This window comes from Algoriphagus pacificus (assembly GCF_017254845.1).
Lineage (GTDB): Bacteria > Bacteroidota > Bacteroidia > Cytophagales > Cyclobacteriaceae > Algoriphagus > Algoriphagus pacificus.
Genome location: NZ_JAFKCU010000006.1, coordinates 207,533 through 223,597, shown reverse-complemented (window position 1 = coordinate 223,597; position 16,065 = coordinate 207,533). Strand labels below are relative to the sequence as shown.

At 35.9% G+C, this 16,065-nt stretch carries 12 protein-coding genes; 1 reads left to right on the top strand and 11 read right to left on the bottom strand.

What is annotated here, in order from left to right; translation table 11 throughout:
* Nucleotides 1-109: 109 nt before the first annotated feature.
* From J0A69_RS19765 to J0A69_RS19750, 4 genes are read right to left on the bottom strand one after another with little or no spacing between them, the layout of a single operon-like run.
* Nucleotides 110-1,204, bottom strand: coding sequence for an FIST signal transduction protein (locus J0A69_RS19765; RefSeq protein WP_206588350.1), 1,095 nt, complete (start codon nucleotides 1,202-1,204; stop codon nucleotides 110-112).
* On the bottom strand, nucleotides 1,204-3,189 hold the full coding sequence (locus J0A69_RS19760; protein WP_206588349.1) for a PAS domain-containing sensor histidine kinase: 1,986 nt from the start codon (nucleotides 3,187-3,189) through the stop codon (nucleotides 1,204-1,206). The genes J0A69_RS19765 and J0A69_RS19760 overlap by 1 nt, the downstream gene beginning before the upstream one ends.
* A complete protein-coding gene (locus tag J0A69_RS19755) occupies nucleotides 3,182-3,721 on the bottom strand; it encodes a heme NO-binding domain-containing protein (RefSeq protein ID WP_206588348.1) in 540 nt (179 codons plus the stop codon). The genes J0A69_RS19760 and J0A69_RS19755 overlap by 8 nt, the downstream gene beginning before the upstream one ends.
* Nucleotides 3,718-4,137: a response regulator gene (locus J0A69_RS19750; RefSeq protein WP_206588347.1), complete on the bottom strand. Its 420-nt coding sequence runs from the start codon at nucleotides 4,135-4,137 to the stop codon at nucleotides 3,718-3,720. The genes J0A69_RS19755 and J0A69_RS19750 overlap by 4 nt, the downstream gene beginning before the upstream one ends.
* A 430-nt stretch (nucleotides 4,138-4,567) precedes the next feature.
* Between J0A69_RS19750 and J0A69_RS19745 the strand changes: the two genes are divergently transcribed.
* The gene (locus J0A69_RS19745; RefSeq protein WP_206588346.1) at nucleotides 4,568-5,812 is read left to right on the top strand and encodes a sensor histidine kinase; all 1,245 of its coding nucleotides are present in this window, start codon (nucleotides 4,568-4,570) and stop codon (nucleotides 5,810-5,812) included.
* Nucleotides 5,813-5,960: 148 nt separating this feature from the next.
* On the opposite strand, the gene J0A69_RS19740 is transcribed toward J0A69_RS19745, so the two are convergent.
* The 7 genes from J0A69_RS19740 to J0A69_RS19710 all read right to left on the bottom strand — a co-directional run bounded on the left by J0A69_RS19740 (nucleotide 5,961) and on the right by J0A69_RS19710 (nucleotide 16,057).
* Nucleotides 5,961-7,094, bottom strand: coding sequence for a mechanosensitive ion channel family protein (locus J0A69_RS19740; protein WP_206588345.1), 1,134 nt, complete (start codon nucleotides 7,092-7,094; stop codon nucleotides 5,961-5,963).
* A 135-nt stretch (nucleotides 7,095-7,229) separates the two neighbouring features.
* Nucleotides 7,230-10,361: an efflux RND transporter permease subunit gene (locus J0A69_RS19735; protein ID WP_206588344.1), complete on the bottom strand. Its 3,132-nt coding sequence runs from the start codon at nucleotides 10,359-10,361 to the stop codon at nucleotides 7,230-7,232.
* Between the two features lies 1 nt (nucleotide 10,362).
* The gene (locus tag J0A69_RS19730) at nucleotides 10,363-11,430 is read right to left on the bottom strand and encodes an efflux RND transporter periplasmic adaptor subunit (protein WP_206588343.1); all 1,068 of its coding nucleotides are present in this window, start codon (nucleotides 11,428-11,430) and stop codon (nucleotides 10,363-10,365) included.
* A 26-nt stretch (nucleotides 11,431-11,456) separates the two neighbouring features.
* Nucleotides 11,457-12,824 carry a TolC family protein gene (locus J0A69_RS19725; protein ID WP_206588342.1) on the bottom strand — a complete coding sequence of 456 codons (1,368 nt, stop codon included), beginning with the start codon at nucleotides 12,822-12,824 and terminating at the stop codon, nucleotides 11,457-11,459.
* Nucleotides 12,825-14,191: 1,367 nt separating this feature from the next.
* Complete coding sequence (locus J0A69_RS19720; protein WP_236033028.1) at nucleotides 14,192-14,461, bottom strand: hypothetical protein; 270 nt, start codon at nucleotides 14,459-14,461, stop codon at nucleotides 14,192-14,194.
* A gap of 7 nt (nucleotides 14,462-14,468) precedes the next feature.
* Entirely contained in the window at nucleotides 14,469-15,215 is a 747-nt protein-coding gene (locus tag J0A69_RS19715; RefSeq protein ID WP_206588341.1) for a ParA family protein, read from the bottom strand.
* A gap of 491 nt (nucleotides 15,216-15,706) precedes the next feature.
* Nucleotides 15,707-16,057 carry a helix-turn-helix domain-containing protein gene (locus J0A69_RS19710; RefSeq protein WP_206588340.1) on the bottom strand — a complete coding sequence of 117 codons (351 nt, stop codon included), beginning with the start codon at nucleotides 16,055-16,057 and terminating at the stop codon, nucleotides 15,707-15,709.
* Between the last annotated feature and the right edge of the window lie 8 nt (nucleotides 16,058-16,065).

Genomic DNA, 16,065 nt, shown 5'->3' with positions numbered 1-16,065 from the left:
TTTAAAAAAGAATTACAGTTTTCTTTATAATCGAACGATCTTCCAATTGCCATTGAAAATTCGTATAACTGTAATACATCCATTATGTTCTTACTGAACTGATCCATAGCTAGTTAAATAAACCAATGATCACTGTTTTATTGAATAGTTGCAAATAGCCATCACCAAAGGAAGAAATTTCACCTATAGATAATGCACCTTCAATAGGAATTGGATTATCTTTGGAATTTATCTGTTCTGATATGGCTAATAACTCTTTTTCGTATTCTTCTTCTAAAAACAATACCCTAGATATACAGTCACTTACGTAGGCATGTTTTGGTGAGGTTATTTTGCCTAAAACCTCTTTAGCTGCTTCAGTAGCAGCGTTGATCAATGTTTCAGCATCACCATTGAGTATATCAACTACGGTATTTTCAATCACTTCGCCTATGCAAATCAAATCTCCGTTTTCATTGACATCGATGGGGTCTCTAACCACGTATTCTGATGAATCTTTAAGTATTCCGAATGGATAAGCTTTGCTTATTTCAAAGAAGTTTTCTGCGGTAATTTCCTTTTCTGAGTGTTGCTTGATTATTGTTTGGTACACTTCGAAAGCTTTTTGCCAATTTATTTGCTTAACCAGGTTTTGGTCTGCTTTGGTGACGATAAACGGACCTGAAACTTTCTTCCATCCATGTTTGACACCTAATGCTATATCTGAAGAGGAAATCAAACCTACAGCAGCATCTTGAAAAATTCCATCTTTATTAAATATAGATGGAATTTGTTGAAGTGTAAGGCTGCCTGTTCCTGCGCCAAAATAGGCAAGACTTCCACCATAATTATTATAGAGTCTATCTAGGTAAAGTGAAAGATTTTTTGTGAGTCCATCCGCAAAAGTGAAAAGAAATTGGTTGGGTCCCTCCAGCTCGAAATGTTCAATTTCAAAATCGATACGATCAAGTTCTGTAACTAAAAATGTGTGCTTCACATTAGAAAACCCACTGAGTATTATTCCTTCATTATACACTTTATTGTTAGAGATGACTTTTGGAAAAATCCCGCCAATATATTGAATTCCCGCTTTATTAAGTTCACTTATTAATTCGAAAAGATCAATGGAAGATGCTTCTGCAACCGATATTACCATAGTTTGATTGGTAAAGGTTGTCTGGATTTGCTCAATGACTTTAAGTGGTTGATCTGTGTTGAGATACATTAGTGTCTGATTTTCTTAAGTTTCACATAAAAAGTTGTTCCAATTCCTTCCTTACTTTCTAGTGTAATCTCACCATTGTATAGCTCTACAATTTTTTTCACTATGGAAAGTCCTATCCCTGTGGAACCTTTCTTGGATGAATCGAGCGATTGGAACATGCCGAAAATTTTCTGGTGATATTGCTTGGCAATACCAATCCCATTGTCTTTTACATAAAACATCCAATACTCTTTATCTTCTATATGACCAATTTCCACCAATCCTTCATCTTTGTCCATATAATTAATAGCATTGCTAATAAGGTTTTGAAAAAGCTGTCTTATTCGCATTTCATTGGCGTAAAAATCAGGAAGACTACCCTTAACTATTACTTTCACATGTTGTGGTATATAGAGGAGGCTAATAATATTTTCTAGTAATTGCCCCATAGGAATAAGAGAAAACTCTTCCTCTGTTCGTTCTATTTCAGAATAGGAAAGAATACCATTGATCAGGCATTCCATCTTTTCCACAGTGCTCTCAATCAAATCGAGATTATTGCTTCCTCTCTCATCCATTATATCAGAGCAGTCTTCTCTTATCCAGCTAACAATGGCGGAAATGCTTCTAAGTGGTGCCTTTAAATCATGGGAAACTACATGTGCATATTCTTTAAGCTCTAGATTGCTTTTTCTTAGTTGTTCTAACAGCTGCTTTTTCTGATTTTCTGCTTTTTCCTGTTCAGATATGTCTTCTAAGATTACTACTTGATATTTAATTTTTCCACTAGCTTCCTTCACAGGGCTCACTATAGTTTTGGCCAGTAGAATAGATCCGTCCTTTTTTATATATCTCCTATTGAGAGTTAGGTTTTCTGACGCCTCAGAAGGTAATTTTTCCCGATTATATACATGCTCCAAAAAATCATCAGGGTGAGTTATATCTTTAAAGGACATTTTTTTCAACTCTTCTTCACAATAGCCCAATAAATTGCAAAAAGCCCGATTCACTTTTGTAAGCGTGCCGACATTAGATAAAGCAACTCCAAGAGGAGAGTTATTTGCTATGATTTCAAGTTTTTCTTTTTGTTCGAAAATGAGTTCATTCTTCCTAGACTCTTCTGTAATATCTTCCAAAAAAGAAAGTGTATATTTTGGTTTTAGATTTTCATCAAAAATTGAAGTCACATGTGATCTAATCTTGATTGTCGTACCACCTTTTCTTTTAAGATTTGAATAAATGACAATATGATTTTTTTGTCCAGATTCTAAAATTGTTTTTACCTTCTCAATTTCGTCCAAGTTTGTAGGCTGTAAGAGTTTGAGTGGATCTTGAGTTTTTAATTCATCCGCTGAGTAGCCAGTCATTTGTTGAAAGGCATCATTCGATTTAAGAATTCTATCATTTTCTGAAAGAACTATTCCAAATGGAGCATTATTGAAGATAGTATTTAACTCAATACCTTGGGATTCAATAAGTTTTTTAGCTTCAGATTCCTTAGTTATGTCTCTTATAATTCCTTCTGCAGCAATTGGGTTTCGTTGATTATCATGAATTACACTGGCATTTATATGTACTAATTTATAAGGTGAATTTTTGATATAAATCCTTGAAATATAATCTGTAAATGTCCCTTTTTTCAAAAGCTCTTTGAAAGCATTAACCGAGTAAAGATAATCATCTCTAAAAACTAGGTTAGTTACGTTTAGTTTCTCTAATTGATTATCGTATCCGAGTAAGTCTACCGCTGAGTCATTCATCTCTAAAACGTTGCCTTGGAGATCAATTTTCACATAGGCATCAGCGAGATTCGAATAATGTATTCTTTCCTGGGGATTTGAATTATCAACTTTTGCTTTTCTAGAATGAGAATTTGCGATTTTTAGCTTTTGATGCAACTCGTATAATTCTAAAGATTTATCTTCCAGAATCTTTTCAGCTTCTTTTCTAGCTTCTTTCTCTCTTAGTAAAGCTCTTTCTAGTAATTCTATTTTCTTTTTAGTCATGATCAATTTCAAACTTTACTTCTGTGCCATCCTTCTTTAGCATCTGAAGGGTGACTGTACAATTTTTGTGATAATGCTCAAAAGTTTTTTGGATTAAGGCCTCAGCAAACTTGTAAAGTGCCCTTTTTGAATAATAGATCATTTCTAATTGATTAGAATTTATTTCTTTCACATCAAAAGTAGGAAGTTCTGCATCAGGGTAGATTTTTCTTACCTGAACATGAATGTGATTCTCCACCGATTTTAGAAAACTAAATGGGTCCTGATATTGCTCAAAAATGTATGGATAGGCTTTTTCCAAATAATTAAAAAAGTAAAGACCATATTCAAAAATAAGGGTCTCTTTAGGAATAGTCGTTTTTTGGCTCAAATGACTAATTAACTGCAACATTTCCCCGAAATCATAGGTGCCTATAGAAGTGTAAGCACCTTTAGATTTTAAATCTGAGCTTTCAATTATATAATCGACCATTTCAAAGCCAAATTTGGCCTGTACCATTTCTAAAAATTCCGTAAAAACAATTCCTTTCATATTGAAATGAGTTCATTTATATTCCAATACGACAGTACTTTTTCAATTTTTTCTACATACTCATCATATTTTAATGGTTTTAGAATATATCCTGCAATACCTATACGGTAGCATTCAAGTAGATCTTTATGATTATTGGAAGTGGTTAGTACAATAGTAGGTATGAACTTTAATCTTTCGTCATTTTTAAGTTTTTGAAGAAATTCCAAACCGCTGATTCTTGGCATATTTAAATCCAAAAATATGATGCTTGGAATTTCTTCATTTCCCTCTAATATTCTAAGTGCGTCTTCACCATTGTGGGCTTCAATGATTTTATTTTCGAACTTTAATTTTGATATAGTTCTATCGAATTTCATTCGTTCAATCATATCATCCTCTATAAAAAGGATGGAAGGAATTGCTTTCTTTGCCATAGTCATTCTTAAAAGATGAAGTTTTTATGAAAATCTCCATGAAAAAACATAAATAGAATTTTCTTTTTAAAAAAGATAAGGTCAATGGTGCTACTTATGTCGGTGAAATGCTATAAAGTGTCGACGAATGGATAAACTGTTAGCAACAATAATTAAGATAAAATCCATAAGAATTAGTGCCTTAGCCTGCTATATAAAATATCACTTCCTTCAATAGTATTACTCAGCAGAACTGGAATTTTTTTTTGGTTCTAGCAAGGATTTAATGAAAGTCTTACAGTGAAAATCTGGGTAGTAGTTGAAATACACTTTTTAGGGCACAATATTCAGCCTTAAATGCTCATAATTGTTTATCCCATTGTGTTGAGTCTAATAAAATCCATTTTCTCTACTAACTTAAGGGAAGAACCATGGTAGGACCATTTTTTTATTGAATAGAGAATTAAATTTAAGAATTGTGATAAAACCAGAGACACCACATAACGAGAACGAAAGGATCAAAGCGCTTCAGGATTTAAATATTTTAGATACTTTGGAAGAAGATGCATATGACCAACTAACGCTTATTGCATCTCAAATATGTGATGTTCCTATTGCACTTATTACTTTGGTTGATACTAACAGGCAATGGTTTAAATCGCACCATGGATTAAAAGTAAGAGAAACACCTAGGGAAATTGCTTTTTGTGCTCACGCCATAAACAAACCAGAGGAAATACTTGTGGTCGAAGATGCTACGAAAGACGAACGTTTTAATGACAATCCATTATCCACTAATGCACCGAATGTCATATTCTATGCAGGAGCACCATTGAATACATCTGAGGGATTTTGTTTAGGAACTTTATGTGTTATTGATAATGAGCCTAAAAAGTTAAGTAATTCTCAACAGGTTGCCTTAAAAGCTCTTGCAGATCAGGTGATTGCGCAGCTTGAGTTAAGACGAAAAAACTTAATCTTAATCGAGAATATAAAAATCATGGAGCAGCTCAATCATGATATTGATGTATTTTCTTATCAATTATCTCATGATTTGCAAACACCCTTGAGGGGGATTTTATCCATAGTTGATTTTTTGAAAGAAGATGATGCTGATGGAATTTCTATTTCTATCGGAGAAAAGATCGGCCAAATTGAAAATAGAGCTAGATATGGATTGGCTCTTGTTAAGTCCACAATTGAGTATGCTAAGATTTCAAAAGCAAATCTTGTTTTTAGTGAGTTTAAACTCGAAGACACAGCCAAACTTGTCTTTGCTAATTTGGTAAATGCAGGTAATGTGAAGTTAGAGCTTGTGTATTGTGACCAGATTGTTAGGACATCAGAACATGCGATCCAAGTGGTTTTTCAAAATTTGATGACTAATAGTCTGAAATTTAATGATAAGGATAGATGCATCATTTCTATTTCATTAAAGATGGAAAATAATAGAATTTTAATAGATTATAAAGATAATGGTCCTGGGATCAGCAAGAAGTTTAAGAATAAAATATTTGAAATATTTGAAACACTAAACACGAAGTCAGAAAACAGTACCGGAATAGGTTTAGCAATAGTAAAAACAGTGCTAAATAAATTATCAGGACATATTCGTCTGATGCATTCTGAGATTGGCAAAGGCATTCATTTTAAAATCGAACTTCCTCTTGAAATTCTAAAAAAAAACAATGAATAAGGTTGCTAACAATCTATGTAGCGCGTTGAAAATCGCCATATACTAACCGTTATCAAGAAAAACCCTTCTTCGAATTACGGTATCGTATCTTCAAAAATATGCTTTCCTATCCAAGAAAGACTATATACTAGTAGGTGTGTTATTGAAATTATGAGGCTTCAGAGCTCCTAACTTCATGGGAGAGACCAAACTTTAAAAACTCCATTTTGTTCTCTTTGAACACCATAGTTCGGTGTGGGAACGGAATGTCTATACCTTCTTTCTCAAAACGCTTTTTAATGCTTTCATATAGATCACACTTCATTTCAAAAGCTTCTTTGAAGTTTGCCGCCCATGCCCATGCTCTTATAGTCACTGCTGATTCACCTAGACTAATTATACGAACAATGACTTTTTTCACATTTTTGTACTTATCAAATTCAGTTCTGTAATCTATTAGGTTGGGGTGGACTTCACATTCTTCACGCATGATGTGTTTGGCCAAATCAATATCACTGCTGTATGAGATGCCAACTTCTATCCATTGACAGCACATGCGGTCGCCTAAATCATAATCGACAAGCTTCTCCCTATTTATGAAAGAGTTAGGGATGACAATCATTTTGTTTTGATAGTTTTTAATAACCATATTACGTAAGGTTATATCGGTAACTGTGCCTACCTTCGTCTCGTCCAGTTTGATGATATCGCCTATTCTAAACGGTTTAAACGAAATGATAAAAAGGCCACCTACTAAATTTGCGAGTGCTTCTTGCGAGGCTATACCGGCGATTACTGCTAATACTCCCGCTCCTCCTAAAGCAGTTTGTGCTACTCCTTTTAATAGTGGCAAAGCTAAGGAGGCCAGAACTATTCCGATAAAATGGACTGCAAATATGGCTAGATACCTCAGAAAATAGTAACTAGTGGGGTCCTGATTTTGGGTGATTTTATCCTCAATAGAACGCTTAAACCAAGTTTGAGTTAATGAGGCTATTACTAAAGTGACTACTGCTACTATGCCTATATACAGAATGATAAAAATGTTTCTGGTAGCCCCCTTAAATTGTTCTTCATCAATAAATATGTAAGCCAAGGCCATAATCCCTAAAACAATCCATAATGCATTAAGAATTTTTTGTATTAAATGAATTATAATAGGCTCTTCTCCTGGGTGTTTTTTTCTAAACCTTTTTTCTAAAGTAGCATGTAACTGCTGTGTCAGAAATCTTAGTGTTAAGAATACAGCTAAAACTATAATTGTGAAAATTATAGTTTGTTTGTATACTGTTAAAAACTCCATAATAAGTTAGTTTTCAGCCGCAATTTTAGGATTTTGCTCAATTATATTATTTGAACTTTCGAATTTGAGTTAACAGCTTGTAAAAGGATATCCTGCTTTTCAGCTATCCTTTTACCAAACTACTTTCCTCCTAGGTTAATGTGATGAAGCGATTTCTAACTCAGCAATTTTCTTTGCAATTTCTTTCGCATTTTGACGATCTATTTCGCCCTTCCAAATATCAATGACCACATACATAACAGGGACTATGATCACCGTAAATATTAAAGAACTGGAAAGTCCACCTATCAATACCATGGCAAGTCCATTTTTCCATTCGGCACCTGCTCCAGAAGCAAAGGCAATGGGTATCATGGCAATATCCATTGCTAGGGTGGTCATTAATATGGGACGAAGTCTTAAAAGTCCTGCATTTACTATTGCTTCTATTGAATCCATTCCTTGTTCCTTAAAATGGTTTGCGGCATCCACAATCAAAATTGCATTCTTGATAACTAATCCTACCAGCATTATCAATCCTAAGAAGGTGAACACACCCAAACTCTCCTGAAACAGTGCTAGGATTAAGAATGCTCCAATCATTGCGGTAGGCACAGAGAACATAACTACTAGCGGATATGCATAACTTTCATAAAGTGCGACCATTATTAAATACACTAAAATAACCGACATCAATAAGGCTAAGCCTAGACTTGCAAAAGCTTCTGTTTGGCTTTCCAAATCGCCACCCATTTCAAATTCAACTCCTTCAGGCATTTTCATTTGCTCGATGGCAGTCTGAACTTCCGTTGAAACTGTACCTACCGGACGACCAACTACCTGAGCGCCTACACTTACACTACTTCGCTTATTGTCCCGTTGAAGCTTTGATGGGCCTGTAGATTGCTCCACATTGGCAAACTGTTGTAACTCTATAAGCTCACCCGTACTGCTCAAAAATGTTACTTTGTTGATGTCATCAACATTTTGTCGATCAAACTGATCAAGTTTTACATTAATGTCATATTCATTTTCTCCATCTCGAAATTGGTACTGGGTGTTTCCAGCAAAGGCATTTTGCATGGTATTTCCAATTGTACTCATCGTAAGATTGAGGGCAGCCATTTTATCTCTATCTACATTTATGGCAACTTCAGGCTTTCCGTCTTCTACCGAAAGTTCTACTTCACGGGTGCTATTTACTCCTTCCACGGTACGTTTGACTTCTTCCGCTACTTCCATCAACTGGTCAATGTCGCTACCTGTCAATAGAACTTGTATAGGTCCGGCGGTACTACCACCTATCATTCCTACAGCTGCAGTCTTGAATTTTACACCAGGAATATTTTTTGTAAGCTTGATTTTAATATCTCGGGCAAATTGTTCTGAGGATACAGTACGCTGATCAGAACTGATCATTTTAGCATTTATCTGAGCGAGGTTAGAAGAATTTCCTCCTCCTCCAGTGCCGGTCCCCACTGTGGAGAATACGGAGGATAGGATTTCATCATGTAATAGGATTTCCTCAACGCCTAATGCAGCTAGGTTTGTTTCTTCGAGAGTGCTTTCCTTTGGAAGCTCGAGTTCAACGATAAATTCTCCGTTATCTCCGTTTTTTACAAATTCACTTCCTATAAATCCATAAACCAACAATAATAATGAGCCTATTACTAATCCAACTAATGCAAAAGCAGTAAGACGTTTGCGTGATAGTGTCCATTGTAAAATATTCTTATACACATTACTTAGATCAGTTAAAAAGCTTTCAAAAGCTATTAAAGGCTTGTGCAACAATTTTTCTTTGCGAAGGGTAATGACTTCAGAAAAACGGGAAGAGAGTAGGGGAGTCAAGGTGAAGGAAACTACTAAAGAGATCCCCGTTGCGAATGCTACAACTATAGCAAACTGTTTCAGTAAATCAGCAATTACACCTGTGACAAATGTAATTGGAAGAAATACAGCAATCAAAACCAGTGTGATCGACATGACCGAAAGTCCGATACTCTTCCAGCTTTCAATGGCAGCCTGCATTCGGGTTTTTCCTTTTTCCATTTCAGCATGGATCTGTTCTAAAACCACGATGCTATCATCCACTAAAATCCCTACCACCAATGAAAGTCCTAGTAGGGTCATCAAATTCAGCGTGTAGCCCAATTGATTCATCGCAATAAAAGTTGCAACGATAGACACCGGAATGGACACCATCACAATAATCGAATCTTTCCAGCTTTTCAAGAAGAATAGCATGATAATAGCCACTAAACCTATTGCGAGCATTAAGTCAAAAATTACGGCATCAGCTGCCTCAAGGGTAAATATCGAACTATCTTGTGCTACAGCTATTTTTAGGTTTTTATCTGCATAATCCTGCTCAATCTTTGCGATTTCAAATTTAATATCTTCTGCTACCTGTACAGTATTTCCTTCACTTTGCTTGGAGATAGTCAGGCCTATTGAAGCTATACCATCGATTCGAGAAATGGTTACTATTTCTTTGGTTGTATCATAGACTTCAGCGATATCTTCAATTCTTACAATTGACCCGGTTCCAGTTGTTATTTCAAGACCTTTGATGTCTTCTACGTCTTTAAATTTGCCAGAAAGCCTGACTGTCACCTGCTGCTTATCATTTTTGATGTTTCCCGTTGGGAAATCAAGATTTGCGGTAGAAATAGCCTGAGTAACCTGAAGTATGCTCAAACCATATCCTATCAGTTTGTCTCTATCAACATTGACACGGATTTCTCGCTCATTTCCACCTATTACTTGTACTCTGGCAACTCCTTCTATCCGCGACAGTTTTTCTTTAATCTCATTTTCTACCAGATCATTAAACTCAGTTACGTCCATTTCTGAGGAAACCCCAAGACGCATAATAGGCAAATCTTCTAATGAGAACTGGTCTACACTAGGTTGATTAACTTGATTGGGCAACTGTCCGACGATGTTATTCACTTTTCGCTGAGCATCCTGTAGTGCTTTATCCACATCTGCATCATAGGCCAACTCTATATTTACGATTGATATGCCTTCCTGGGAAGTAGACGTGATGTTTTTCACACTTTCTAGTGCGCTTACTGCATCTTCAATTTTTGTTGTGACAGAGTTTTCTACCTCACTGGGAGACGCTCCTGGATAAATGGTGCTAATTGATATCTGCGGCGAAGTAATTTTTGGTAAAAGTTCATAGCCTAATCCCAAATAACTTATTACTCCCAACAGTGCGATTATCGTGAAGATAACTACAACAAGTGTTGGTCTTTTAACCGATAGTTCTGTGATAGTCATCTTACTTGTTGTTTGTGATTTTGATTTTTGTTCCTTCAGCCAAATTGATAATGCCTTTAGTCACGATTTGTTGACCATTTTGAAGGCCATCCAATACGATCACATCTCCGTTGATTACGGCGCCTGCTTTGATTTTTTGCAGCGTCACTGTACTATCTTTTATCACATATACTGAAGGGCTTTGAAGACTGCCAACAATAGCTTCTCTTGGAATGACCATAGCATCTTGCTCATTTGAGCTTAGTGGATCAAAATTAACTTCGGCAAAAAGACCTGCGCGAAGTTGATTTTCATCCGTATTATTCATCTCGATGGTAACTTGAAATTTGCGTGAGGCATCAGCTTTCACACTTATAGTTCTTACTTTTCCTGTAAAAACTTTCAGAGGATAAACGTCAGTTCTAACTGAGACTTCTTGACCTTCTTTGATCTTCGAAAGGTTATCCTCAGCGATGTTGACAATGATTTTCAACCGATCGATTTGTATAATTTCTGCAATTTTGTTTCCTGGCATCACAAAACTTGATTCTTCCACCATTAAGGAATTAATGACTCCGTCAATAGGTGATTTTACTTCGGTAAAGCCTAGCTGCTGGTTGATCTGTGCAATGTTAGCCGCTGCGTTTTCTTTTTGGATTCGGATATCTTCTAAGGCACTTTGTGAAACTGCTCCTACCTTTAGAAGACGCTCATATCGAGCTACGTCCTTTTCTGCTTTTGAAAAAGCAGAATTTGCACTGGCTAATTGTGAACTAAGAGAAACCGCATCTATTTTGGCAATAGTTTGTCCTTTTCTTATTTTATCACCTTCATCAAATCGGAGATATTCAACGCTTCCCTGCGATTCTGCGACCAATGTGACTTCTTCCCAACCTTTAAATTCTCCGGTTGCGGTCAATCCGTTAGATATTTTTTTCGCTCCCACCACTGCAATTTGAACAGGTATAGCAAACTCCTCCGGTACGGCTGAAGCTTTCTCGTTCATTTCTTTTTTATTCTGAAATAATATGAACCCAACTATTCCTATAAATGCGATGCTTACTATGATTATGATAGTTCTTGTTTTCATTTTTTTAATATTGAAGGAGGGGATGATTAATTTGAAGGATTTAGGTTTGAAATCAGTTGGGATAATTTTCCGCTTGATTTCAATAAACTTATCTCGGACACTTTAGCTTGAAGCAGTGCATTCAGGTAGTTAGACTGTGCTTGTCTTAATGCAAATTCTGAATCAAGCAGTTCTGATAGATTTGCTACACCCTCATTGTATGAAGCTCTAATGCCTTCATAGTTTTCTTGTGCCAAATCCATATTGAGTTCTTGGCTCTTTATCTGTGAATTACTCAGAATTAATTGCTCACTGGCATCATCAAATTCTTTTTTAATGTTGAGCTGAAGTGTTGCGCGGTCTAGTTCTAATTGCTCTGTGGCAAATACCTTTTGCTTTAATCGTTTTCGGCGTTGAAAACCATCAAAAATAGGAATCCTTACAGACAGGCCCCATGTGCCACTAAATTGATCTTGATAAACGCTCGGATCAAAATCTGAGAATTTGTTTGCTTGTCCCAAATAGTTATATCCAAAATTTGCACTCATGGTAGGGAGGTATTCCGATTTGACGAGTTTTTGATCAATGATGGACAGTTCAATGGATTTATCTAATTGCTGATATTGAAGGTTTGCACCCATTAATAATTCAGAACCTAACGGATATGGAGGTCTATCTTCGATGTTTTCATTCAATTGTACCTCAGTACTCATTGGGATATTTAATAACACCTTAAAGAGTCTGACTAGTTGGTTTTTGCCAAATTCAGCATCTTCAACTTGAGTTTGGATATTGGAACGGTTGACCAATAGTTGGTTTAGATCTAACTTTTTAATAATTCCTTCCTGAAATTTTGCATAGGATATTTCAATCAGATTATCTGTGCGTTTATAGTTTTGCTCCAGTAATTCGATCTGTTTTTGTGAAACCTGTATCTGTACGTAGGTCTGGATTACATTGACAATCAGATCTTGGGTAGATAGTAGCGTTTGTAATTCACGAAGTTCTGAAAGCGCAGTAGTGGATTTGATGGAGCTAAACAGTCTGAAATCTATGAGTTGCTGTTGTACATTCACCCCGACGGAATATTGAAAGCGATTTCCAAAAGCTACGGCAATGGTGGTTCCGGGTTCGCCACCAAAGATTTCGGCGGGTAGCTGTTGTTGTTGTAACGAAAAGTTATCTGAAAAACCTGCTGAACTATTTATCTGTGGCAATACTTGGCCTTTCACTTCTGCAATCTGCGCCAGTATAATTTCTTGGTTTTTCCTAGCCTTAGCAAGATCGTTATTGTTTGCTATAGCATAGCTAATGGTTTCTTCTAACGTATTAAATATCAATTGCTCCTGTCCTGAAACCGTTAGGGTGATCAAGTAAAAAGTAATTGCAAATAGTATATTTAGTTTTTGTCTCATTTTTTTGTTTTACTAGAAATAGTTGGATCTGAATAAAAGACTCCGTCTCTCTTTATTATTGCGGTTTCCTTAGTTTCAAAATGGATATTTTATTACCTCGCCTAGTCTAATTGTGCGGCAGGGCTAAATCGTAGCTGAAGATTGTATTTGTAGCTTATCCCCAAAGGGAATGTATTCGCATACATGGTTTAATTGTAATAGATTTAATTGAGGCACGTAATGATATAATGCAGATTTTTTTCATGTTTTTAGGTTTAAAATCATCATTATTCCCATTCTAAATGTTTACTTAAATAGCTATTAAGAGAGAGCTTGAGTAACTAGTTTTAATTATATAGCAGTAATAGTAAATCAATTTAAAGTGATTTTACAGGCATCGTAGGCATAGGGATGATATGTGACGACCAACTGCTATTATCAGTCGTCATATAGTTTTTTTTGCAAGAAAAATGATGAAGTCATCCCCTCTCAGTCGATTTAATTCGTTCCGCCCAATGTCAACCAGACGAGATTCTGCTAGAGGAAGGTGATTTGATTCAGTTTCGATTACTAGCTAAAAAAGAAGCTATAGCTTATCTTCACAACGGTACGGGCAAGCAGGCTACTATAGAGGTTATGTGGAGTGGTACGAGTTACAATTTCAAGTAGGATTTTACTTAAAGCTGGGAGGTAGTGGGCAAAGTAGGTGCAAGTGTAGTTTATCTGACTGCTCAATAGAAATTCGCAGTACATCTCTATTGCTGTTTTCGTAACTGCTTTTTCCTCCAACTTTTTCTATTCCTTTTTCCTAGGTGTGGATACTTTTGCGAAAGTCCTAAGCAAAAAGACAAAGAATGGTTTGGGCGTGTAGACAATGTTTCACCAGACAACAGAGTAGAGTTAAGTATCTGTGTTGACGATGAACATGAAGACGTTACTGAAAAAAATGTTCTGGTACAGAAATTTGCTGCTGACTATAACACAGTCATTGAAAATCTTTATCGGGTAGCTTACATTAAGTATAAAGACACCAAGTGGGAGAAGCCATTGGATGGGATAAAGAGGATGTACTTTCTTACAGAAATAAATCTAAAAAGCGAAAATAAAACGTGGTGGCTAATATTAGAACCTACTTTCAATGTTGAGTCTATTTACAACCACTTCTTAAGGTTCACAATGGTTGACCGTGAAATTGTATGGGCAAATTTTGAAATCAATACGACGCCCACCTAACAGTGTATTGCCAAAAGCAGGGTTGACATAATACTATGAGACAAACGAATAATTTGTAAACTGATTTACTTTATTCAAAATCAGGAATGCCATGTCCTGCCTTCGGCTATTCCTGAGCCGTTTCTAATTTTTTGGGAAAAATGAATAACCCTATCCTAAATCCCATAATGCTCCGCAACTGCTTTTAAAATCATATCCCTCATGGATAATTTGGTTTCTCGGCCTATTTCGTATTTGAGTTTGTCGAACATAGGAGTTGGGATTCGGAGGGAATAGATTTTTACGTCTTCGGTGTCAAACTCTTTACTGGAGGGTTTTTCCTTTTGCTGTGATTCAGGTTCGGAATTGATGAGCATTCCAAGGCCTCTTTTTGAAGTTCCTAGGTTTTTATTGCCCTTGCTTGGGTCATTTAGCTTCTTTGCCATTTTGATTTCAATTTAGTTTGGTAATGATTTCCTCGACTAGTAATTTATAGTCTTTTGCTCCGTTGGATTCTGGAGCATAATCGAAAATGCTTTGACCTTGAAGCTGTGCTTCGGCCAAGGCTACATTAATCCGGATTTTACTGTCGAATACTTTATCCTGGAGATCTTCAGTCAGCTTGTCGACAATGGTTTTGGTGAGGATTCTTTGGGTATTGATTTGGGTGATAAAAACTCCTCCAATGTCTAATTTATCGTTTAGGTTTTCTCTTACTTCTTGGACGATTCCCAATAGCCTGTCCACACCCTTGTATGCAAAATATTCTCCCTGAAGTGGGAGTAAGATTGTGTCACTGGCTACCATTGCATTTACGGTCAAGAGTCCTACCGAAGGAGGGCAATCAATAAGAATGAAATCGTAATTTGGTTTGAGTGGTTTAAGCAGTTTGTTGAGAATTTGCTCTCTTCCGATTTTGGATACGATTTCCATTTCTGCACCTAGAAGATCTATCGAAGAAGGCACCAAGTCAAGGTTGTCAGAAATATTCAGAACTGGCAATTTTTTATTTTCCCGGATAGAGTCATAGACCGATTCTTCAGGATCTGCGATGCCCAAACCTTCTGTCAGATTTGCTTGAGAGTCGATATCTAGCAAGAGGACTTTTAATCCTTTTTTTGCCAGACCAGCTCCGATATTGATGGAGGAAGTAGTTTTACCTGTTCCTCCTTTGTGGTTCATGATGGATATAGTTTTCATTGGCTTGGAGTTTAATCCAAGATACAAAAAAGTATTTAATTAAAGATGTTTTTATATAAAAACATAATAAAAAGTCCTTCCTTAGGGTGTTTTTTAATTAATGATTTGTTTCCAGATTGCAACAAGAATTTGGATTGATTATTAGAATGAGTTACCGAGAAAGGGAATTGTGGAGCCTTAAATAAAAAATGAGTAAAATGTCATTAATTAGATCGTTGTTATTCGGAAGTATTTTTGCCTTTTTCTATTTTTCAATACTTCTTATCGGTTCATTCGATCTAATAGAAATTCCAAATTGGTTTTCAATTTTCGGTGAGTTGTTAACCATTCCCCTTTATACTATTCGTATTGGGTACATTGATTTTTTCCGGTTATAAGACATTGAAGGGGAAAACTGATTTGAGGGTACAGCTTACCTTTGGGATTTGTTCTATTATTGTTAGTATGCTTATTCTAACAACAATAATTCAGATGTAGACCGTATACTTCTTTTAGTTTCTTGGATCTGAAGTTTTACGAAGTTGATTGTTTTCTGAAATCAGTCGATTATTTTCTTTTTCTAGTCTTTCTATTTCCAATTTCAACTTATAGATTTCTGCTTGTTCTTCTGTTTTTTGTTTTTCACTCATCGGAAGGAACATTTCTCCATCACCAGTTTCCAACCAACTTATATTGACATCGTGTTCTCTTTTAAGGAGAATCTTAATTTTTCCAGAGACATTGTTCTTACCTCTTTCAATATCTGAATAGCCAGCTTGAGTCAACCCAATGGAGGAAGCAAAGTCCACCTGGGTCCTGTTTAAAAATTTTCTAACAATTTTTAATCGCTGATTTTCAGTCATTAATGTTT